At 37.9% G+C, this 22,686-nt stretch carries 16 protein-coding genes; 6 read left to right on the top strand and 10 right to left on the bottom strand.

The annotated features are described in order from the left end of the window. Positions 1-3 precede the first annotated feature (3 nt). Positions 4-969: a protein YdhT gene (ydhT, locus tag LG402_RS03445; RefSeq protein ID WP_227336435.1), complete on the top strand. Its 966-nt coding sequence runs from the start codon at positions 4-6 to the stop codon at positions 967-969. 76 nt (positions 970-1,045) lie between these two features. Here the strand turns inward: ydhT and brnQ are convergent, their stop codons facing one another. From brnQ to phoB, 3 genes are all read right to left on the bottom strand, one after another. After that, the gene (gene brnQ / locus LG402_RS03440; RefSeq protein ID WP_109408020.1) at positions 1,046-2,386 is read right to left on the bottom strand and encodes a branched-chain amino acid transport system II carrier protein; all 1,341 of its coding nucleotides are present in this window, start codon (positions 2,384-2,386) and stop codon (positions 1,046-1,048) included. A 479-nt stretch (positions 2,387-2,865) separates the two neighbouring features. Next, entirely contained in the window at positions 2,866-4,164 is a 1,299-nt protein-coding gene (gene phoR, locus LG402_RS03435; RefSeq protein WP_109408021.1) for a phosphate regulon sensor histidine kinase PhoR, read from the bottom strand. A 23-nt stretch (positions 4,165-4,187) separates the two neighbouring features. Beyond that, positions 4,188-4,877, bottom strand: a complete 690-nt coding sequence (gene phoB / locus LG402_RS03430) for a phosphate regulon transcriptional regulator PhoB (protein WP_072069424.1) — start codon at positions 4,875-4,877, stop codon at positions 4,188-4,190. A gap of 219 nt (positions 4,878-5,096) precedes the next feature. On the opposite strand from phoB, the gene sbcD reads away from it, so the two are divergent. The 3 genes from sbcD (at position 5,097) to LG402_RS03415 (ending at position 10,784) form a co-directional block, all read left to right on the top strand. Next, complete coding sequence (gene sbcD / locus LG402_RS03425; RefSeq protein ID WP_227336434.1) at positions 5,097-6,329, top strand: exonuclease subunit SbcD; 1,233 nt, start codon at positions 5,097-5,099, stop codon at positions 6,327-6,329. Next, entirely contained in the window at positions 6,326-10,054 is a 3,729-nt protein-coding gene (locus tag LG402_RS03420; RefSeq protein WP_227336433.1) for an AAA family ATPase, read from the top strand. The genes sbcD and LG402_RS03420 overlap by 4 nt, the downstream gene beginning before the upstream one ends. 130 nt (positions 10,055-10,184) lie before the next feature. Then, positions 10,185-10,784, top strand: a complete 600-nt coding sequence (locus LG402_RS03415; protein ID WP_109408025.1) for a nitroreductase family protein — start codon at positions 10,185-10,187, stop codon at positions 10,782-10,784. A gap of 284 nt (positions 10,785-11,068) precedes the next feature. Here the strand turns inward: LG402_RS03415 and LG402_RS03410 are convergent, their stop codons facing one another. The 4 genes from LG402_RS03410 to LG402_RS03395 form a co-directional block, all read right to left on the bottom strand. Next, positions 11,069-12,691 (bottom strand): bifunctional metallophosphatase/5'-nucleotidase, encoded by a 1,623-nt coding sequence (locus LG402_RS03410; protein ID WP_166539466.1) that lies wholly within the window; start codon positions 12,689-12,691, stop codon positions 11,069-11,071. Between the two features lie 19 nt (positions 12,692-12,710). Continuing rightward, complete coding sequence (locus LG402_RS03405; RefSeq protein ID WP_109408027.1) at positions 12,711-13,487, bottom strand: ribonuclease T2 family protein; 777 nt, start codon at positions 13,485-13,487, stop codon at positions 12,711-12,713. Positions 13,488-13,572: 85 nt separating this feature from the next. Then, positions 13,573-15,528 carry a bifunctional 2',3'-cyclic-nucleotide 2'-phosphodiesterase/3'-nucleotidase gene (locus LG402_RS03400; protein WP_166539465.1) on the bottom strand — a complete coding sequence of 652 codons (1,956 nt, stop codon included), beginning with the start codon at positions 15,526-15,528 and terminating at the stop codon, positions 13,573-13,575. Between the two features lie 83 nt (positions 15,529-15,611). Further along, positions 15,612-16,790, bottom strand: a complete 1,179-nt coding sequence (locus LG402_RS03395) for a porin (RefSeq protein WP_227336432.1) — start codon at positions 16,788-16,790, stop codon at positions 15,612-15,614. Positions 16,791-18,118: 1,328 nt separating this feature from the next. Here LG402_RS03395 and rdgC point away from each other — a divergent pair. Beyond that, the gene (gene rdgC / locus LG402_RS03390; protein ID WP_109408029.1) at positions 18,119-19,027 is read left to right on the top strand and encodes a recombination-associated protein RdgC; all 909 of its coding nucleotides are present in this window, start codon (positions 18,119-18,121) and stop codon (positions 19,025-19,027) included. Positions 19,028-19,522: 495 nt separating this feature from the next. Here the strand turns inward: rdgC and LG402_RS03385 are convergent, their stop codons facing one another. Further along, on the bottom strand, positions 19,523-20,224 hold the full coding sequence (locus LG402_RS03385; protein ID WP_227336431.1) for a DAPG hydrolase family protein: 702 nt from the start codon (positions 20,222-20,224) through the stop codon (positions 19,523-19,525). Between the two features lie 92 nt (positions 20,225-20,316). Here LG402_RS03385 and LG402_RS03380 point away from each other — a divergent pair, with 92 nt between their 5' ends. Then, positions 20,317-20,955 carry a TetR/AcrR family transcriptional regulator gene (locus LG402_RS03380; protein ID WP_227336430.1) on the top strand — a complete coding sequence of 213 codons (639 nt, stop codon included), beginning with the start codon at positions 20,317-20,319 and terminating at the stop codon, positions 20,953-20,955. Between the two features lie 77 nt (positions 20,956-21,032). Here the strand turns inward: LG402_RS03380 and yedF are convergent, their stop codons facing one another. Together yedF and yedE are read right to left on the bottom strand one after the other, a co-directional pair. Next, positions 21,033-21,275, bottom strand: coding sequence for a sulfurtransferase-like selenium metabolism protein YedF (yedF, locus tag LG402_RS03375; RefSeq protein WP_006535172.1), 243 nt, complete (start codon positions 21,273-21,275; stop codon positions 21,033-21,035). Next, positions 21,272-22,498, bottom strand: coding sequence for a selenium metabolism membrane protein YedE/FdhT (gene yedE, locus LG402_RS03370; RefSeq protein ID WP_166539461.1), 1,227 nt, complete (start codon positions 22,496-22,498; stop codon positions 21,272-21,274). The genes yedF and yedE overlap by 4 nt, the downstream gene beginning before the upstream one ends. Positions 22,499-22,686: the final 188 nt, after the last annotated feature.

Below are 22,686 nucleotides of genomic sequence, written 5' to 3'. Positions count from 1 at the left end.
TATATGTCAGTCCCTTCAAAGGAAAATATCACATTAACAAAAGAAGACTTACGACAACTGCATGTTTCAACTTCGCTTTATCGTTGGTTTTTACGTTATTTTCCTGATGGGGGCACTTACAGTGCTATCCATTGTGAGTTAATAAAACAGCGCCGTACACAGTGGATAGAAAGCTTTATTCAATATATTTATTTACGTCATTTTAGTGAAGCCTCCTTTGCCAAACAGGAACAAGAAGTGATGGAAAACATCTTGTTCCTGCTCGGCAATGAACAACAGCAAGGCGTGACATTACAACGTCTGCCCTATCACAACACTTTGCCAGCTTCTGAAAATATTCAATTTTCTACCGAATGGCATCAATTGATCTTAAAAAGTCAGCAACTAAGCACTGATCTCGCTTTGTGTGGCAATAATAACATCGTGGCTTTTTCTGGTGATGAAAATAGCATTTCCAACACAGGTTATAGCAATCAATTGATGAATACTGGTTTTGCAGGGAAAGTGTGTAATACAGGAAATCAGTGTCGTATTGGTAGTTTAGGTGGACGCTCTCGTATTTGTAATAGTGGCAATGATGTCAAAATTTATGCCTCAGGTAATGGCGTTCATATCGCCAATAGCGGTATGCGTAATTTTATTACGGCCTCTCAAGATCGAGCAAAAGTCACCAATACAGGTGATTTAGCGCAAATCAATGTTACAGGAAATAACTCTGTAGCCATTAATACAGGTGATAACTGTAAAGTCACGGTATCTGGCGACGATAGTATTTGTATCTCAACAGGTGATCTCCATCAGTTCTGCTTAGGAAAAGGCGGTAGTGCAGTTATTGCTTATCATGACGGCAATCGTACTCGTTTTAAGATCTTCTATGAAGGTGAAGATGGGATCGTCGCTGGTATTCATTACTATTTAGATGAAGACCAGCATCCTGTTGCACAGAAAACAGAACTCGACTTCTGTTAATTAATACCTCAAATATATATCATTAAAAAAGGGAAACTTTCGTTTCCCTGTTTATTTTTACAATCAATATACTTTATTACTTATTAATGGCTTCAGTATGGATCACTTTTTTACTCTGTGAGCCTGCCACTTTATCGTAAATACCACAGACAACAATCGTCACTAATACTGGGATCAACCACGCTAAACCTTGCTCACTCAACGGTAGTTTTGTCGCCCATTCTGGTAATAAGTGTTTCAAATAATCAGATGCTTTAATGGCATCAAAAATACCGAAAAATAAACTAACCGCCATTGCTGGTGCAATAATACGGCTTGGATTATTCCACAGGCGTAATGTGAAACTCATTAAAATAATCACAATACAAGGTGGATAAATCATAATCAGCACAGGGATAGAAAACGCGATCAGTTTGCTCAAGCCTAAATTTGAAACAACAGCTGAGAATATCGCTAAAATCAACACTAATACACGATAAGAGATAGGCAAATAACGGCTAAAGAACTCTGCACATGCACAGGTTAAACCAACCGCGGTCACCATACAGGCTAAAAAGATCAAGACAGCTAAAAAGAAGCTACCAAAGTTACCGAACGTATATTGAACATAAGCATGTAGAATATCTGCACCATCTTGAGCGCCGGGAATAATGCTGCCACTGCTAGAGCCTAATTTAAATAAACTCAAATAAATTGCAGTTAATAATATACCTGCAATAATTCCCGCCCACATAGTATAACGCGTCAACAGTGATGAATTATCAATACCTCGAGAGCGAGCCGCATTAACAATCACGATACCAAAAACCATAGCCCCCAATGTATCCATGGTGAGGTAACCGTTAATAAAGCCCTGAGTTAATGCCATATCTCGATAAGCTTCTGTAGCAGGAATAGCACCACCAGCAGGCCAAAATATCGCGGCAACACCTAATACCGCCAATGCCAAAATTTTAATCGGTGCCAATATATGACCAACACTATCTAGTAATTTCCCCGGATAAAGCGAAATACCAATAACAATTAAAAAATAGACAATACTATAAATCAGCAATGACATTTCAGTATCACCCACTAAAGGAGCAATACCCACTTTAAAAGAGACGGTTGCAGTACGTGGTGTTGCGAAAAGAGGACCAACAGCAAGATAAGCAACAATTGCTAATAACAGCCCCATTGATTTACCAATAGGTGTACTTAATGCTTCAATGCCTCCACCAACTTTAGCTAATGCAACGATGGTTAATACAGGTAAACCAACACCAGTAATAAGAAAGCCGATTGCAGCTGTCCAAACAAATTCACCGGATTGTAAACCCACCATAGGAGGAAAAATAATGTTGCCAGCACCGACAAAAAGGGCAAAGGTCATAAACCCTAATGCCAGAATATCTCTGGAAGTTAATCTATGTGCCATAAGTTTTGTTAATATGTAGTTACAATAATGGTTAAATAACGCCAAGATGGCGCAACATAAAATCAACAATATCTATTTGAGCTCATATCATTATTATTCAGGATAATATCCACATATAATCATTTCATGCAGAGCAATTAGGTATCAAATAGAAAAAATTGCCGATAACTGGGCACAAGTAAAACTTTTATAATGAAAAAAGGCAATAGCCAATCCAAAAACCAGAATAATCATCTAAACTATTTTTCAGAGGTAGTTATAACTATCATATATCACCGAATATACATGATATGATTTGTGCATTTTATCACCAATAATATTGGTCATTAGCCATATTTAAAGTTCTTATTAATTAATAATATTAAAATTTAACGCTACGATATTAGTTTTTATTGACATCGAAAAGAGTGATAAAAAGACAAAAAGCCTTTATCACTAATTAAACATTAGATGATAAAGGCTTTAAATAGAAAAACTGATTAGTGTACTTTTTTAGCAGATAGTAAGGTTTGAGGCAGAATAAAAGAAAACGTACTTCCACTCCCAACTTTACTTTCAATATTCAATTGTGAATGATGATGAAGCAGTGATTTTTTCACAATTGCCAACCCTAATCCTGTACCACCAGAATGACGAGAGCGTGCCTTATCAACACGGTAAAAACGTTCTGTTAAACGTGTTAAGTGTTCAGCACTGATCCCTGAACCATTGTCGGAAACACTAAATAACATACCTTGAGGAATTTTCTTCCAGCTAACTTTTATTGTTGTGCCTTCTTCTGTGTGATTAATCGCGTTATAGACTAAGTTAGAAACGGCACTACGCAACTGCTCTTCATTACCACGTACAGCCCACTGTTCATCAATATCAAAGGTAATATGATGTTGGCCTTGGCTTAGTGAGTTTGCCTCTTGTTGCAATAAGGTTAAAATGGCGGGTATATCGACAATCTTATTTAAATCAATATGAGGAGCTGATTCAATACGGGAAAGTTGTAAGAGCTGCTTTACCAACGTATCCATCCGTTTAGCTTGTTCCTGCATTGTCATTATCGCTTTATGTTCTGCGGGTTTTTCTGCACTATTTTCTTCCATCATTTCAAGATAGCCTTGAATAACGGTTAAAGGCGTTCTTAATTCGTGGCTCACGTTGGCAAAAAAATCACGTCGTGCATTTTCTAGTTTATTTTTTTCTGTCACATCTCGCGCTACCATTAGGCGCTGATCTTCGCTATATGGCATCACACGAAATTCCACAATAGAGCCATTATTAAGAGAAATCGTTAAAGGGTGACTAAAATCGCCTGCGGTAAAATAGTGCAAGAAATCTGGGTAACGTAATAAATTAAAAATATTTTGCCCGTTGTCTTCTGGCCAGCGAAAACCTAATAAATGTTGAGCTAAGCTGTTACACCAAAAAATATTACCTTCATTGGTCATCATTACAACCGCATCAGGTAGGCTTTCAGCCCCGCTTCTAAAACGCTTAATTAAATCACCTAATTCTCGACGTCGCTTACGATTACGTTGCTGTGTTTGTCGAATACCATAAAAAATAGGCTCCCATCCTCCTCTGCCTTCGGGGGGTAAGACTGAGCGATCGAGCCATAACCATTTAGACAATTTCATCAAATTATAAGCATGCCAAACCAAAGCACTAAGAAGTGATACCACCAGTAGCCAAGGAAGATGGCCAATAAAAAGCGATAATACAAAGGCAGGTAAGCAAAATAGACATAGCCCCCAGACGAGGGCTTTCCATGATAGTCGTTCTAACACCTGACGATTACTCCCATATTGACTTAGAAACGGGCAGAGAAGCGATATCCCGTTCCACGTACTGTTTGTATCATTCGGTCATGACCATCTTCTTCAATGGCTTTACGTAAACGACGAATATGCACATCCACAGTACGGTCTTCGACATAAACATTCGTTCCCCAAACATAGTTTAGCAGTTGTTCTCTGCTATATACGCGTTCAGGATGAGTCATAAAAAAGTGCAGGAGTTTAAATTCGGTAGGCCCCATATCAATCGGTTTATCTTGACTCGTTACTCGATGAGAAACAGGATCAAGCGATAATCCATTGAATTCAATGATATCTTCCGCTGACATCGGTGATAAACGTCGTAAAATTGCCTTCACACGGGCGACAAGCTCTTTAGGTGAAAAGGGCTTGATAACATAATCATCAGCTCCCGTTTCTAAGCCTTGGACTTTATCTTCTTCTTCCCCTTTTGCCGTTAACATAATAATAGGGATGTCACGAGTATTACTCTCTCGCTTCATCTGTTTTATTACCTGTAAACCGGAGCCTCCGGGGATCATCCAATCTAATAAAACCAGATCAGGGTAAGGATCGATAAGAAAACTCAATGCAGAATCATAATCTTCTGCTTCAATTGGTTGAAAACCATTTTGTTCTAAAACAAAACAGATCATCTCTCGAATTGCGGTTTCATCTTCAACAACAAGAATACGCCTTGCCATACTCTATCCTGTGTAATGTATATAGAGGGTCAAAATGATTATGATGCAGTTTTATGACAGATTTATGACTAACCTTAACATTACTGAAATACCATGGTGTTGTTAAGGTAAATAAATCATTTTTTGGTGAAAAATCGCTCAAAAAAAGGCTTACTGTTGAGTTTTCACTAAAAAAGCAAGGTGCGCTATACTCTGAGCAAATAAAAAAGAGGGATAGCAATGCGGATTATTCACACATCAGACTGGCATTTAGGGCAATATTTTTTTACTAAAACCCGCGCACAAGAACATCAACAATTTCTTGATTGGTTATTAGTACAAATTAAGGTTCATCAAGTTGATGCCCTAATTGTTGCTGGTGATATATTTGATACTGGCTCACCCCCAAGCTATGCCAGAGAGCTGTATAATCGCTTTGTTGTTGCAATGAGAGACACACAATGCCAATTAGTTATTTTAGGTGGCAATCACGATTCCGTCGCAACACTCAATGAATCTAAATCACTATTGGCATGTTTAAATACCACTGTTATTGCCAGTGTTCATACCGAAACGCCGCAAGCACCGTTAATTCTTCGTCAAAAAGATAACGCGCCAGGAGCATTACTGTGTGCGATCCCCTATCTACGCCCTAGAGATATGATAACTAGCCGAAGTGGGCAATCCGGTGCTGAAAAACAAAACGCGCTAAAAGAAGCGATTGCTGATTATTATCAAGTTCAATATCAAGCAGCTCTCGATTTACGTGAACAATTGAACGCCAAGATCCCTATTATTGCGACAGGCCATCTGACAACGATTGGTGCAAGTGTGAGCGATTCTGTACGTGAAATATATATCGGTACTTTAGAAGCCTTCTCTGCAACCCTATTTCCTGAATTTGATTATATTGCTCTTGGCCATATTCATCGCCCTCAAGTGGTGAATAAATCAGGACATATTCGTTACAGTGGTTCACCAATTCCTTTAAGTTTTGATGAGAGTGGACAACAAAAAAGTGTCTGCCTTATCGATTTTGAGCAAGATAAATTAGCTGAGCTTACGCTACTCCCTATCCCCGAATTCCAGCTATTGCGTACAATTGCAGGATCATTAAAAGAAATAGCCACACAGCTTGAAAATTTTAAAAACCAATATGCTGAAACAGAGACGACTATCTGGTTGGATATTGAAGTTTCTACACAAGATTATCTCAGTGATATACAAACTCGTATTCAAGAGTTAACTAACAACCCACTTTTTGATGTGGTTTTATTAAGAAGATCTAGAAAACAACGCCAAGTGCTCACTCAAAATGAAAAAGAAACACTGACAGAATTAACGGTCTATGATGTTTTTGAAAGACGTTTAGAACAACATGAGTTTGATTCAGAAGAAACTAAAACGCGATTAACCACATTATTTAAACAAGCAGTTGAAATGGCAGAACAAGAGGATAACGAAGTAAAATGAAAATCTTAAGTCTGCGCTTTAAAAATATTAACTCCTTAAAAGGTGAATGGAAAATCAACTTTAACCAAGAGCCTTTTGTTAGCAACGGATTGTTTGCGATTACAGGCCCTACCGGTGCGGGAAAAACCACTCTTTTAGATGCCATTAGTTTAGCGCTTTATCATAGAACCCCTCGATTAGATAAAGTAACACAATCTCAAAATGAATTAATGACGCGCCATACCGCAGAGTGTTTAGCCGAAGTTGAATTTGAAGTCAAAGGTGTCGCTTATCGTGCATTTTGGGAACAACGCCGTGCTAATTATAAAGAAGATGGCAATCTTCAGGCACCACAAGCTGAACTCGTCAAAATAAATATCACTGGGGGGGAAGACAAAATATTAGCGAGCAAGATAAGCCAAGTAAAAGAGATGATCATTAATATTACAGGGCTGGATTTTGACCGATTTACTAAATCAATGTTGCTTTCACAAGGACAATTTGCAGCATTTCTTAATGCAGATGACAAATCTCGCGCGGAGTTACTCGAAGAACTCACTGGTACAGATATTTATCGTCATATTTCCCAATCAATCTTTAAACATTGGCGAGAAGAAGAACAAACGTTAAAAACACTCAAGCAACAGGCTGAAATGATGGCATTATTAGATGAAAATGCCCGCCAAGCTTTATTAACGGAACAAACAGATCTTTTTGCTAAAGAGAGCCTCTTACAAAAAGAACAACAGGAATATCAAGTAGCAAAACAGTGGCAAGAAAAAGAGATTGAACTCAATAAAAACAAAACTTTTGCGCAAACTGAGGTTAATTTAGCACAAGAAGCATTAGTGGCAGCAAAACCTGATATTCAACGTCTTGAAAATAGTGAACCTGCAGAAAAAATTCGCCCGATTTATGATGAAAAAAATCGCCTATTAAAAGAACAAGCCTATATTGAGTCGCAACTCTTAGCATTAAAGGCCGAAAAACAGCTTATTGAGCAACAAAGCCAACCAATTAATCAGCATTTAACCGAAGCACGTAACACATTTAAACAACACGATGAGAAGAAACAGCAAATATTACAACTTATTCGTGAAAAAGTGGCGCCATTAGATAATCAATTAGCCTTGCTACAACAAGATATTTCAGCGAAAACACAACAAAAAAGTGCATTCGAAAAAACACAATCAGAATATCTGGAAAAAATTCAATCAACAGCACACCAACTAACAACATCACAAAAACAAGCCAGTGAATTAAATGATTATTTAAACCAACATACGGCTTATGCTCAACTTGCTGAAAATCTACCTTTATGGCAACGCTATTTTGAGCAATATGATGAAATCACAGAAAAATATTTTGTGAGCAAAAAGAGTGAAAAAACAGAGCAAGAAAAAGAACACACTCTCAAACTCGGCTTAGAAAAAGCAACTAAAGCGCTAGAGCAACAACAGCACAGTCTTAATTTACAGCAACAGCAATTAAAGGAGTTGGAAACACAACTTGAGCAACAAAATAAAGCTGATGCCATTACAGCTATCCCTTCTCGTTTACAGCAAATATCACAACAAAGAAATGCCCTTGCTAAACTGATGGGATTACAAGCTCAATTACAACGAGCGATAAAAGCAGAACATCAGTACCAAAGAACTCTGTCAGATAATCAGCAAAAAATAGTTATGTTGACTGAGAGTATTCACAAAAATGACATTGTTTTAAAAGAGAAAGAACAGCATCTTAAAGATTTAAATGATAATTATCTTTTAATACGAAAGTTAGCAGAATATGAAGAAGAGAGACAACGTTTAGTTAAAGACACCCCATGTCCTGTTTGTGGTTCAACGGAACATCCTTATGTTGAAAAATATAAGGAAATTAAACCAGACGAAACAAAAACACGATTAGATCTTTTAACGCAACAAGTTCATACATTAACAATAGAGTTAGTGGAACAAAAAACACAATGCGCTAACTATCAAGCCCAAAACAAAAAACTCAATGAAGATAGTGAACAACTCACCCAAGATATAACGACATTAAAACAACAATGGCAAACCTTAGCCCAAACACACGCATTGCCTGATGTTGACTGCAAAGAAGATACTTTAACTCAATTAGATGCCAAGCTTGAAAAAGAAGATAATTTGCTGACGCAAAAACGAGTAAATTACCAAGCATTAGAAGCAAAACTTCAGCAAGAATACAAACTGTTATCTGATACCAAAGAGCTGTTTAATCAACAACAGCAAGCGATTCTTCATCAACAAAATCAATTTACTCAACAACAAAAAGAAGTCATCAATAAACAGCAACAAACAGCACAATATTTGCAACAACAGACACAATTAGCACAAGAGATACAATCTCGAGTTGAACAACAAGGTTATCAGTTATGCCAATTTGAAGAAAAAAACCAATGGCTTAATGCGCGTAAAACAGAGAGTCAACAATATCAATCGACATTAAAAGCACATCAGGAATTACTGCAAATAATTCGTGAATTGTCATTAACGCAAGAAGAGAGAAAACGCTATTTAGCTGAAACTCAAAAAGAACTTGAGCATGTTTTAATCCACTTTAAACAACTACATCAACAACAAGAACAGTTGAAAGCACAACGCCAAGCGTTATTCGGGACACAAACCACAGAAGATGCGCGTAATGAGTTAGAACAAAAAAGTCAGTTATTACAAAAACAAATTGAGCAATATAGCGAAGAAAAAAACCAACTTGAAGTTCGTCTAAATCAACTTATTGGTCAATATCAGGAAAATGAAAAATCGTTACAACGGCTTCATACACTTTCACAAAGCATTATTGAGCAATATCACAATACGTTAAAAAACAGCCCCTTTGCTGACGAAAATGCATTTTTAGCATCCTTGTTATCAGTCGAAGAAAGGAACCGTTTACAAGAACAACAAAAACAACGGCTTGATAAACTACTACAAGAAAAAACACGTTTAGATACACAAGAAAAGACATATCAACAACATTTGTCACAACAGCCATTATTGGCAACACAGCAAAACATCGAACAAATTAATGCTCAATTATTGCTGTTAGAAACACAAATAACCCACTTACAAGAGACAAAATTTCGCATCCAAGAGCAACTACGCACTGATGAAGAAAAACGCAAAGAGCAACAAAGTCTATTGACCCATATTGCTAAACAGCAAGCTCAATTTGATGATTGGAGTTACTTAAACGAATTGGTGGGCTCTGCTTCAGGGGATAAATTTAGCCGTTTTGCTCAAGGATTAACTCTCGATCATTTGATTTATTTAGCTAACCACCGTTTAGAAAAACTACATGGACGTTATTTCTTACAACGTAAAACACCTGCAAGCCTTGAACTACAAATTGCAGACACATGGCAAGCAGATGCGTTGCGAGATACACGTACTCTCTCGGGAGGAGAAAGTTTCTTAGTCAGTTTATCGCTCGCTCTCGCACTTTCTGATTTGGTCAGTAATAAGACACAGATTGAGTCACTATTTCTAGATGAAGGTTTTGGCACACTCGATCCTGATACGCTAGATATCGCATTAGATGCACTCGATAGCCTTAATGCTTCTGGCAAAATTATTGGTGTGATTAGTCACGTAGAAGCCATGAAAGAACGCATTCCGGTACAGATCAAAGTGAAGAAAGCCGGTGGATTAGGTATTAGCCAGCTTGCTCCTGAGTTTAGATATGAAGATAAACAGAATCTAAATCAAGCAGTTAAAAACTAAGTCGAATATTTTGACGTAACTGATTAAATTTTTTATATATCAATAAATCACCAATAGCCCCTATAGTATGTCCATAGATTAGCCCAAGCTAAGACACGCTTTAAGCGCTTAAATTTATCAAGGAGACATCATGTCTAACGCATTTACTGATTTAATGAAAAAACGTAGAACAATTTATCATTTAGGTAATCAACTTCCAATTAGCGAAGACAGAGTCACGGCGATTATCAAAGAAGCGGTTAAAGAGAGTCCAACTGCATTTAACTCACAAACATCTCGTGTGGTTGTTCTGTTTGGTGAACAACATCAAAAACTGTGGGATATCGTTAAAAATACCCTGAAAAAATTAGTACCCGCAGAAGCATTCAGTGCAACTGAAGCAAAAATTAATAGCTTCGCCGCAGGTGCTGGTTCAATTTTGTATTTCGAAGATACTGATATCGTAAAAGGTCTGCAAGAGCAATTCCCACTGTATGCTGAGAACTTCCCTGTATGGTCAGAGCAAGCAAGTGGTATGGCACAACTTTCTGTTTGGACTGCATTAGCAGCAGAGAACGTAGGTGCTTCATTACAACACTACAACCCAATTATTGATGACGAAGTTCATGCAACTTGGGATCTGCCAAAAACATGGAAATTAAGAGCTCAAATGGTCTTTGGTTCAATTGAACAAGAGGCTGGTGAGAAGAATTATATGGAAGATGATTCACGCTTTAAAATCTTCAAATAAATGTTAGAACAGACATCTGACAAAAGACCCTAAATAATACCCTCTTTTTTTACTTTCATTCCTTGCCCACAGCCACTGTGGGCTTTTTTTTATTATATGCCCACAAAGCAAGAATGGCAGCCTTATACCACCACTCTAAAAATTCCATAAAAAAAGAGCAAAGTGCGCAATGAATACAAAGGTAGGGATGGACCCTTTGTGTTCAACACTTTGCTCTCTTTATTTATTTACGCACCCCTTACCAAAGTAAAAGGTGCGATTTTCACAAGGCGTATGAAAATACGTTATTTACGTGTGATGTTATTCGCTTTTGGTTGAGCAATTGGAGACTGCTCAGCAAAGTATTTCACGACTGCATCAACATCTGGCACGCTGTAAACTGGATCTTTACCTTCTTTCAGTACAGAGAAGTTACTACCACCTGTTGCTAAGTATTCGTTAGCCACAACACGGTAAGATGCTTTCATATCCACTGGTTTGCCGTCAATTTTCATTGATTCAACGATAACACGGTTACCATTAGATGCTTTGCTATCCCATGTGTACTGGAAGTTACCTGAAATCGCTAACACTTGTGGACGTGAACGATCCCACTGTTGTTCTAACAGGCGCTTGATTTGCTCACCCGTTAATGTTTGAGTTAACAGTACGTTAGAGAATGGCTGTACAGTGTAGATTGCGTTATAAGAAACATCACCACCGGTCATATCAGCACGAATACCACCGCTGTTCATAAACGCGATTTGTGCGCCACCCATATCTTTTGGTTTAGCCGTATATAAATGTGCATCAGCAATCACTTGACCCAGTGCAGATTCACCCGCATCGTTAGTTTGCTTAGTTAAATTGCCTTCTAACTTACCGATAATGCGGTTAGCTAATGGGGTAGCAATTTTTTCGTAAGCTTCTAACAGTTTAGTGATTGCTGGATCTTTTTCGTATTTACGGTTATCAACCCAAATGTTACGAGCTTCGATATCAACAACATCTTTCGTTGTTTTATCTAATTTCAGGTCGATACGCGTTAACATTGCACCATTAGACTGTGCCGATGTCACTGATTTACCGTTGATAGTACAGTTGTAAGCTTGGTGAGTATGACCAGTAACAACGAAGTCGATAGCTGGATCTAATTGCTCAACAACACCCAGAACTTTACCTGTAATACCATTACATGCGTTGATATTAACTGGACCACCATCACGACGCTGTGCAGCACCTTCGTGGATCAGAACACCAATTGCTTGAACGCCTTTTGCTTTTAACTGAGGCACTAATGCGTTAATTGTTTTTGCTTCATTGTGGAAGCTTAAACCTTCGGTTCCTTTAGGTGTTACGATAGCCGCAGTACCTTCTAAAGTTAAACCGATGAATGCAACAGGAATACCGTTGAATTCTTTAATAACGTATTCTGGGAATAATGTTTTGCCAGTTTCGTTAACAATAACGTTAGCTGCTAAGTATTGGAAATCTGCGCCTTTAAACTCAGTTGGGCCTTGGCACCCCGTTACTGGGTGGCAACCACCGTTTTGTTTACGCAGTAATTCGCCCATGCCTTTATCAAATTCATGGTTACCCACAGAAGTTGCTTCTAAGCCTGCTAATGATAATGCTTCAATTGAAGGCTCATCATGGAACATTGAAGATAACAGTGGGCTTGCACCAACCATATCACCCGCCGCAACAACGATGTTGTTCGGGTTATCTTTCTTCATTTCTTTAATTAACGTAGCCATATGCTCAATGCCACCAGGTTTGTTTGGACCTGGCGCTTTTAGCGCACCGTGGAAGTCGTTCATTGCGATAACGCGCACATCAACAACATTAGCTTCGTCGTAGTTCTTTGCACAACCTGCTAATAAGACTGAGCTTACAGCAAGTGCAACGAGTTTATATTTATGGTTCATTTAAAATTTATCCCTAAGATCAAAATTCACGTTTCGGACAATCAATTACTTCGAAATCTTTGCTATAACAGATATAGAATTCATCTCGATTAATTTGAATTTCTTTATCCTTCAGTGATGGATTGTGTTCTTTTAAGAACTTAATCAATGCACTATTTGAAGGACGGCCTTCTGGTAATACTAACGCTTCATACAACTCTTTTTGTTTACCAAAGAATGCATCTGGTGTATCAAACGCACAAACACCATGTTTTTCCCATTCGCCTTGTAACAGATCGATACCCGGAGAATCACACAGATAAGGTTTGATAGCAGAGTATTCTAAAGGTGGTAAATCGCCTTTACATAAACGAGGATGCTTGCGTATGTCTTTCCAATCACGGCAGTCTTCCCATGATTTACCATCACAGGTTTCAGCCCACAGCCCATGAACAATCCAACCAAATTTATTATCTGAGAAGCATTGGATTTCAAATTTATCGTACTCACGTTTTGCACGATCTTTTTCATTATCGTTATTTAAACGTTTAATATTATTACTTTTATAATCACAAAAAGCCGGTGAGTAGTTAATCGCTAACTTAAAGTAATCTGTTGATGCTGTGCTGTTTTGACCATAGCGATCATTAGAAGCAATGTAGTCGTAAGGTGCTGTTGGAGCATCAGGTAAAATACAAGATACGCCTTCAACTAATTTAGCTTGAGGTTTTAATGGTTCTGTAATTTCAGGTGCTTGCGTTGCACATCCTGCTAACACTAACGCAAAAGCAGCAGGCAATAGCTTCATAAAGCGCATAAAATCCCCTTAAAGAGTCATAACACCACTCTTTTGGTTCAAAAAGGTAAGAAAAAACCTGCCCTGAACGGGCAGGTTTAATTGCTTATTTCTTCTCAGTTAAATCGATTTTGTAAATTGCAAAACCAATTTCATCATTTTCCACGAAGGTCATTGGATATTGAGCGAAATCTTTAATAAATGTAGCCGCTTTTTCACTTGGTGAAGTTTCAAAACGGACATCTAACGCTTTATCAGTCTTAATAGGTAAGAATGACCAGTTGTTAGCGGCTTTAGTCGCAACTTCACCTTTTTCTTTAGTTTGTTTAGCAATGTAAGAAGCTAAGATTGCACGGTTTTCATCTGGAGATGCAAACGCAATATTCGCTTCACCTGTACCAGCAAACTTACCGCCGTATCCACGGTAGTTATTTGTTGCGATCAGGAATGTTGCTTTAGGATCGATTGGTTTGCCTTCGTAAGTCACTTCTTTGATACGATTCGCATCTTTATTAACGACTTGGCAATCAACGTCATATTTAGCTGGTTGAGTTAAGTCAACTTTATAGTTCACACCACTAATGGTGTCGAAGTTATAAGTACGGAAACCATCCCAGTTGATCAGTTCTTGTGGTTTAGTTGAGTTAGGATCAACTTGGTTCCACATACCCGCTGAACATTCTAACCATTCAACAACATCCGCACCGGTCGCTTTAACAACCACTAATGTGTTTGGATACAGATATAAGTCTGCAGCGTTACGGAATGTTAAGTCACCTTTTTCAACTTCTACGAAGTCTGCTGGTGCATTTTTACGACCACCCGCTTTAAATGGCGCAGCTGCACCTAATACTGGTAAACCGTCTAAGTTCGGATCACCTTGAATAAAGTGTTTGGTGTAATCAACTTGTGCATCATTAACAATTTGTACAGTTGGATCACTTTGTACTAATGCTAAGAAGCTGTACATGTTGGCAGAAGCTTTACCAATGTGTTTACCCACGAAATCACGGGTACCTTGGTGTGCTTTTTCGATGATTTGAGCTAATTCAGCATCACGTTCAACTAATGCTTTTTTGTTTGCTTTATCAAAGATAGGACGCGCTTCACCTGTTGCTTCAGTCATCACCCATTTACCGCTGTCGTTATTGATAACCATATCAACAACACCTAAGTGATCACCCCATTGGCCAGGCATAACAGCAGGAACACCGTTTACAGTACCTTTCGCTGTATCTACGCCTTTAATACCTTCAAATTCTTTGCTTGGGAATACGCCGTGAGCGTGACCAAACATGATTGCATTGATGCCTTCAACTTCACTTAAATAATAAACAGAGTTTTCAGCCATTGCTTTGTACGGCTCTGACGCAAAACCAGAGTGAGGAATAGCCACAATCAGGTCAGCACCCTCTTTTTTCATTTGAGGGACGAATTTTTTCGCTGTTTCTGTAATATCGTTTACAACGACCTTACCATCCAGATTGGCTTTATCCCAGATTAAGATCTGTGGTGGTACGAAGCCGATATAACCAATCTTGATAGTGTGTTCTTTACCATCACGATCTTTTACTGGTGTATCAACAATGATATAAGGTGTGAAATAGTTTTTGCCTGTTTTCGCATCCATCACGTTGGCGTTGATGTAAGGGAATTTAGCACCAGCGATGGCTTTTTTCAGGTAATCTAAACCATAGTTAAATTCATGGTTACCAAAGTTACCGACTGTGTAGCCCATGGTGTTCATCAGCTGGTGAGCTGGATGAGATTCGCCTTTTTCTAAGCCTTTAGCTGCTTGGTAGTCAGCCAGTGGGCTACCTTGGATCAAGTCGCCGTTATCAACTAAAATCGCATTGGTTGCTTCAGCTTTTGCTGCTTTAATTAAATTAGCAGTACGGACATACCCAAACTGTTCTGTTGGTTTGTCTTTGAAGTAGTCAAAGTCGATTAAGTTACTGTGAACATCAGACGTCTCCATAATACGAAGATCGACTGTCGCAGCATTCACGTTGAATGCGACAAACATTGCTAATGTTGAAATTTTCAACACATTCTTAACCATTACACACCCCTTATATATTGGTTAACAGGAGAGCAAAATGGCTCTCCTTTCGTTACTTCTGTCAAACAGTCTCTTTGAAAGGACTAGAAGTACAGACGCATACCTGTTTCGAAGATATATTGTTTTTTATCTTCATACTTCACGTTATCGCTACGAGCATCATCGTATGCCATTTCAGCGAATAAACGTAAGTTGTTATATTTAGATACTGCAAAACGTTTATCTACACCCACAGTATAGGTTTCTTTTTTGTAGTTGAACGTGTTTGCATCACCATCACGCAGGTAGTAACCCGCATACATACCACTTTCGATACGATCCCAGTGCCATTTCACACCAACACCGTATAAGTCAGCTTTCCAGTCGCCTTTAACAGAACTCCAACTAGTCGGAGCTTGATTTGCTTCTAAAGCAAAACCGTTATTTTTACCACGAGATTGACCATAGTCTAAACCGATAGAAAATTCACGGCCAGGGAAGAAGTATTCCGCACCAAAAGCTAAAATACTATTCTCTGGGTTTTTACCTTTATTTGGACTATTTTTAGAGGTAGTTGCTTCACCAGTAGCTGAAGAGTAGCCAGCATCAAATTCTAAGCCAAAGGTTGATTTATAAAAACCAACGATAGAATAGGCACGAGTAATATCACCCGCTACACGGCGACCATCTTCACCTGTTTTACCTGTCACTGTACCCGCTAATTTAAAGCCTTCATAACGGTTAGTTTCTAAGAAAATAGTTTGTGGTAAACGGGTCATAAAGTTGTTTTTACCAACACCTTTTCCATCAGCATAGCCATTGTGATAACCTACTGAACGACCTAATACATCGCTGAAGTAGAATACACCGGTGTTACCATAGCCGTAGCTTGATTTTTTCACCCAGTCGATCGGAATATAAGTACGACCAAACTGAATTTGACCATAATCACGATGAGAGAAACCGACATAACCTACACGGTTGTACATTTCAAAGTTTGATTTAGGGTTGTCACTGTTAGTTTTTTGAGTGTCTGAACCCCACTCTAATTTACCAAATACTTTGATATCGTTAGTCAGTTCGTGTGAACCAAAGAAACCGATACGGCTACCGTCATCATTCATTTTCATTTCATGATTTTGGCTAGTCACTTGTGTTTTTAAACGGAACTGACCGTTTACATCAAAACGTGTACCTTTATCGTTATACACGTTTACTGCGTTTGCAGATCCAGAAAGAACCAACAAACCAACCAGTGCTGCTAGAGGCTTCAAGCTTTTCATGATTAAAATACCCATCTATTTTCTATAGTTTTATGATTTCCTTTAAGGTCAAAAATAATACCGCCGTATATAGTTGACCTGAGATTCGGACAAAAGATCTCTGCCACGAATTTCGAAAAAGAAAATCGCTCTCACAATTGATAATTTTTATAGCTACTAATTATGACTCTACAAAATTTTCTTAAAGGTTTTAATTTCCTTGACACAGACGTAATCACCAATAAGACACAAAAATAATATCCTCATTATATTTAAATAAGGGCATTGCTTTTATTTCTGTTAGGAAAAGAAATAGGTCGTTGAGTTTTCGTTGGCATGTTACTCAAAAAAAAGCCCTTCTTTCGTGATGTAGCCCACAATTACACCAACATGCAATTTCACGGTTACATACCTAAGTGATAGGTATCACAATTAAAGGTAAAGATACGTGTTTTTTGAACTAAATCAACTTTTTAAAAATAACATTTTTTGATTTTTCTTTTAGATTTCATTTTGTTACAAGACTATTTTTTTTGCTAATAAAAAATTTATCCCCCTATTTAATATATTTAAAAGGAAGTGTTAATTTTAACCACTAAATAAATAACACTAAAGATTTAAATATTGTTATCCCTAATTAATAATTTTTTATCTTTATATTTATTTCTTATTTAAATAAAAGCAAAATCACATTTAAATACAATTTAACTGGTGGTAACGAGTAACACTCACTCAAAAAAAGAATAATTAACTACAAATATTAAAAAGAGAAGCACAAGAATACCATTCAATCACAATATCTAATCAATACGTACAAGTAACAAAGAAACACAATAAAACATTACAAATTCTAAACTATAACTATAGTTAATATAAAAAGCCCAATTGTGCTATTTTGACAATATTTAAAAAAGAAATATTCAATTTTGTGACACGGATCACCTAGATGTTTGTGAAAAATCACTCTTTATATTTTCCTGTTTTTGTGACAATTATCACATGAGTCCGTCAAGAAGATTTTTGTTTTGTAAATTAATGCAGGGATAAATCTGAAAATGATTTCATATTGTAAACAAAAAATGGCTAAAAAATGAAATTATGTGATTATTGTCACATAAGAGCTTGTACTAAAAATCTCGTTATTTCAGTATTAATATTCTTCGTTAATTCAATATAAATAAGAATAAAACTCATTATCATAGAGTAGATTTACTAATTATTCGTTTCAGCTTTTTTTTCTTTTTTATTAAATAACATTATGGATATTTTCTTTTAAGGGATATTACCTTTTAGATACCCTAAACATTCAGTATCATAATGCGGTAAATAATGATTAAGGGGAATGTCAGATGCTGTGGTTTAAAAATATTTTGGTCTATCGCTTAAATAAAGAGATAGCACTGTCAATGGATGAGTTAGAACAACAGCTTGCTTCATTGGCATTCACACCTTGCAGTAGCCAAGATATGACCAGAACAGGTTGGGTTTCGCCTATGGGCGATCGTGGTGAAGCACTTATTCATGTTGCTGGTAAGCAAGTGATGATATGTGCACGAAAAGAAGACAAAATCTTACCTGCAACAGTGATTAAAAACGCCTTACAAGACAAAGTTGAAAAACTTGAAGGTGAACAAGGGCGCAAACTGAAAAAAACAGAAAAAGCGACCCTAAAAGATGAAGTAGTTCACACATTACTTCCTCGTGCTTTTAGCAAATTCTCACAAACTTTTATTTGGTTAGATTTAGAAAAACAATTAGTCATTGTTGATTCAGGCAGTGCAAAACGAGCTGAAGATAACTTAGCTTTGTTACGCAAAACCTTAGGTTCATTACCTGTTGTTCCTCTGAACTTTAATGAATCTGTTGAATTAAAAATGACTGAGTGGGTACGCTCTGGAGAACTTCCAGCCGGTTTTACCTTAATGGATGAAGCAGAACTAAAAGCCGTACTAGAAGAAGGCGGTGTTATTCGTTGTAAGAAACAAGAATTAGTCTCTGATGAAATTGCGACACATATTGAAGCAGGCAAATTTGTCACCAAACTTTCTGTAGATTGGGAAGATCGCCTTCAATTTATGCTATGTGATGATGGCTCTATCAAACGCATTAAATTCAGTGAAACTTTACGTGAGCAAAATGATGATATCGATAAAGCCGATTTTGCCCAACGTTTTGATGCCGACTTTGTTTTAATGACCGGTGAATTAAGCGCTTTAATTGAACGCGTCACTGAAGTTTTAGGCGGCGAAGCAGAGTAACCCGTATAGAATGCAACAAGCAGATCAGCCATCCCGCTGATCTGCCCGCAATACTCTTCTACTCATTCATTGACTCTCTTACTCTCTTACTCTCTTACTCTCTTACTCTCTTACTCTCTTACTCTCTTACTCTCTTATTCTTCTATTTTTTTCTTCTTCTACTCGTTATACCTTATTGAATACTCTAAATAATTCAAGATGTAGCTAGGCGACAAATGAACGAGTCGCTAGGAGCATACAATAGTATGTGACTAGTGCGAGTGAATGCCGTCAACAACGCTACAACTTGAAGTATGACGAGTATTGTTTGTGACTAGTGCGAGAGAACGCAGTCAACAACGCTACAACTTGAAGTATGACGAGTATTGTTTGTGACTAGTGCGAGAGAACGCAGTCAACAACGCTACAACTTGAAGTATGACGAGTATTGTTTGTGACTAGTGCGAATGAACGCAGTCAACAACGCTACAACTTGAAGTATGACGAGTATTGTTATTACCAAGGCAATGCGCCCTTCTCCCCATTCGCATGCTCACCGTAATACAATGACGGCAAGAAACGAGAAAGATAAGTAAACTCGTTATAACAGTGCTGCAATAACCCAAAAGCTATCTCATCCGATAATTCCACTGCTGGATTTTCTAATGAGTGACCTAAATAAAAACGGCTTCTTAATACACATCCCCAATCCGTATCTCGCGTTAAATGCACCATTTTACCATCGGTAGGATCACCATTTTCATCGGTTTGCACATCAGAGCCAAAACCGATAGTGGCACATACTGCACCAGAAAGTGCGCCTGTTTTATAGGCTTCTTCTAACAATGCGTTATCAAAAAAATCTTTCGCATCATGGAATTTAAGTTGTGCTCCAACAGGTGGAATATCACCTAAGGACTCAACTGCCTTAATTGATGCGCCGATATAACTTTTTCCTTTGATCCATTTATCATCCCAACCATTGTGAGCAACATGATCATGGGGATGCCACCAACGAATATGTTGTGATGTTTCAAAAAAGGTAAACCACCACTCTAGCATCTTACCTTTACAACCATGCAAATCGGTACGTACTGCAACTGTTAAATGCCCAGCGTCATCCCTTTCAATTCCCATTTCTAAGCGTAATGGCGCGGGTGATAAAAGCTCGTTAATGTCATTTAAAGCCCAAGGTAAATGTAATGTTTGTTTTTTCATTTTTTCAACTCCGACAATTAGGAAACTCAATTAGTTTCCTAATTGTTTTATCCCTATAGAGTGATAAAATCAACTAAAAAAGAGGCTAAAAAATGACAGATAGCAAAATTAATCAAAAACGAGGACGCCCTGCCCGCCCTCAAGAAGAGATCCGCCAAGAAATATATGAAGCGACCATAAGTTTGCTTTTGGAGCAGGGTTACAGCGCAACAACCATTGATGCAATTGCAAAACAAGCAAGCATTGCCAAAAAAACGATTTATCGTTTTACCAAAGATAAAGAAGATTTAGTGGAACAAATTGTGTTGTCATGGACAGACAGTTTCGTCGCTATTTTTCATGATAAGGCCACTGATTTTGATGAGTTTATCCTGTTGTTATCACAACATTTAAACAGCATGGTTCAAACGGTACTTAATCATAAAGCCGTCGGTTTATATAAGTTATTACAAGAGGATTTTCCTAGCCGTGAAGTGCTTATGGAAAAATATCAACGCAGTGGGATATTAAGAGGACGCAGTTTACTCACGCAGTGGTTACAGCAACAAGAAAAAAACGGAATAATTAGATCTTACGACTATGCGACATTAAGTGATCTTTTATTAGCCATGGTGATCGCAGAGCCTTTACGACAAATTGCATTAGGGATCGTTCCACCGACACCAAAATCAAATTTTGACCTACGAATTCAGCAAGCGATACAACTCATTACACCAGTGTTAAAACCTTAGAAATAAAAACAGCAAGCCACCTTTTATTGATGCACTTGCTGCTTCTATTGCTAGTCTTTCAACAAAATAATCTGAAATTATTTTTGAATTAAATAACGGATCGTCGGACCATCTTGTTGAATATCTAATACGGTATATCCGTAATTTTTAGCATCAAGCGGAATATTGTTGATTGATTGAGGGCAATCACTCACCACTTCTAATATTTCGCCTTTTTTCAGTGATGGCATGGCTTCAAGTGTTGCCACCGCAGGATAAGGACAAGGTTCACCGACCATATCTAGACGATAATCAGGAATAATAGTGTCTTTCTGGCTCATGCGATTTCCTTATTAATCTGCGTTGAAATAGATTGTGCTTGTTGGGCTTTTTTACGGAAAAAGTGTTTTTCCCACCAAAGTAATAACACAAATGACACACCAAGCATTAGATACGTCACACCTAATCCCCCCACAGGGCCAAAGGTATCAAGTAAATTAATCTTGTCATAATCCGTTGCGATCACTGAGGCAAAATCATCCCAGTAGTAAGCTAATAATGTAGAACCGATAACGTTACCCAATCCAACCCACCAAAAGTGAATTTGACCTTCCACTGCACGATACATCCAGCCAGTTTCACATCCACCAGCAAGTACAATACCGAAACCAAAGAGTAAACCACCAATGACAGCATTCGGCCCTGCCCACATAATTTTAGGTGCAGCACCTAATTGGACATAGCTGAAGATCCCAATCGCGCTCACTGCCATACCAATAATAATCGCTTTTGCCATATGGGTTCTGCCCGTTATCCATAAATCACGGAAAGCAGAAGTAAAACAGATTTGCGCTCGTTCGATTAAAATACCAAAACCAATACCACCTAACATAGCAAAGCCTAGTTTTGGTGAATCAAAAAGAATAATTAAAGACCACGCAATCATGGCAAAAAAGATAACCATTCCCAATCTAAAGCGACGTTTTGCACGTTGTTTATCTTGAGTAATCGGTGAAGCTTGACTGACTTTTTGTAGTTTTACGGGAATACGAAACAGCGGCATCAATGAAAGCTTGGCACCAAAATAAGAACCGATTGCCGTTGCAACCGCAAAAAACCAAGCATGTAAAGAGAACTGAGGAATACCCGTAAAGAAAGCCGCAAGGTTACATCCCATTGCTAGACGAGCACCAAAACCAGCGATGATCCCGCCAAGCACTGCTTGAAAAATACGAATTTTATGTTGAGGATGGCGAAGTTTGACGTTGTTGGCCCAAAGAGCAGCCATAATACAACCTCCAAACATCCCGATAATCATCACACCATCAATACGCGTTAATGGCGTACCTTCAAGGCCGATAATTTTAAAATAACCCCATTCTTCAGGATGAGCACCAAACCATTGCATTACGTGGCCGCCCCAACGAGTAAATTCCCCCGTGACAGCCCAAAAAGTGCCGGTTAAACCAAAGTAGTAAGTTGATAAGATACCTGCCGCAATAACAGCTGGAAGAGGCTTCCAAAAACGGATCAGGTATTGAGATTTAAATTCTGACCAAGACATGTTTTTTCCTAGAGCTTACCTCTACGAGAGACCCTCTCCACGCAGTAGGACTGGCCGAACATGTTACTCCAATAATTTTTTTATCAAAGAGTCAGTATTCAGATAAATGAAGGAAATTTGCGTTATAACAAAGTTTTTGTAACAGATAGATAACTTATCCCACTTATAAATTCAGCATAATTTTTATT

Source organism: Proteus sp. NMG38-2 (assembly GCF_020640995.1).
Classification (GTDB): Bacteria; Pseudomonadota; Gammaproteobacteria; order Enterobacterales; family Enterobacteriaceae; genus Proteus.
This window is presented reverse-complemented; position numbering and strand designations above follow the sequence as displayed.

What these genes read in the sequence shown, in the direction of transcription:
- ydhT (WP_227336435.1), top strand. Translation starts at nt 4, where the DNA reads ATGTCAGTCCCTTCAAAGGAAAATATCACATTAACAAAAGAAGACTTA.
- brnQ (WP_109408020.1), bottom strand. Translation starts at nt 2,386, where the DNA reads ATGGCACATAGATTAACTTCCAGAGATATTCTGGCATTAGGGTTTATG.
- phoB (WP_072069424.1), bottom strand. Translation starts at nt 4,877, where the DNA reads ATGGCAAGGCGTATTCTTGTTGTTGAAGATGAAACCGCAATTCGAGAG.
- sbcD (WP_227336434.1), top strand. Translation starts at nt 5,097, where the DNA reads ATGCGGATTATTCACACATCAGACTGGCATTTAGGGCAATATTTTTTT.
- LG402_RS03420 (WP_227336433.1), top strand. Translation starts at nt 6,326, where the DNA reads ATGAAAATCTTAAGTCTGCGCTTTAAAAATATTAACTCCTTAAAAGGT.
- LG402_RS03415 (WP_109408025.1), top strand. Translation starts at nt 10,185, where the DNA reads ATGTCTAACGCATTTACTGATTTAATGAAAAAACGTAGAACAATTTAT.
- LG402_RS03410 (WP_166539466.1), bottom strand. Translation starts at nt 12,691, where the DNA reads ATGAACCATAAATATAAACTCGTTGCACTTGCTGTAAGCTCAGTCTTA.
- LG402_RS03405 (WP_109408027.1), bottom strand. Translation starts at nt 13,487, where the DNA reads ATGCGCTTTATGAAGCTATTGCCTGCTGCTTTTGCGTTAGTGTTAGCA.
- LG402_RS03400 (WP_166539465.1), bottom strand. Translation starts at nt 15,528, where the DNA reads ATGGTTAAGAATGTGTTGAAAATTTCAACATTAGCAATGTTTGTCGCA.
- LG402_RS03395 (WP_227336432.1), bottom strand. Translation starts at nt 16,790, where the DNA reads ATGAAAAGCTTGAAGCCTCTAGCAGCACTGGTTGGTTTGTTGGTTCTT.
- rdgC (WP_109408029.1), top strand. Translation starts at nt 18,119, where the DNA reads ATGCTGTGGTTTAAAAATATTTTGGTCTATCGCTTAAATAAAGAGATA.
- LG402_RS03385 (WP_227336431.1), bottom strand. Translation starts at nt 20,224, where the DNA reads ATGAAAAAACAAACATTACATTTACCTTGGGCTTTAAATGACATTAAC.
- LG402_RS03380 (WP_227336430.1), top strand. Translation starts at nt 20,317, where the DNA reads ATGACAGATAGCAAAATTAATCAAAAACGAGGACGCCCTGCCCGCCCT.
- yedF (WP_006535172.1), bottom strand. Translation starts at nt 21,275, where the DNA reads ATGAGCCAGAAAGACACTATTATTCCTGATTATCGTCTAGATATGGTC.
- yedE (WP_166539461.1), bottom strand. Translation starts at nt 22,498, where the DNA reads ATGTCTTGGTCAGAATTTAAATCTCAATACCTGATCCGTTTTTGGAAG.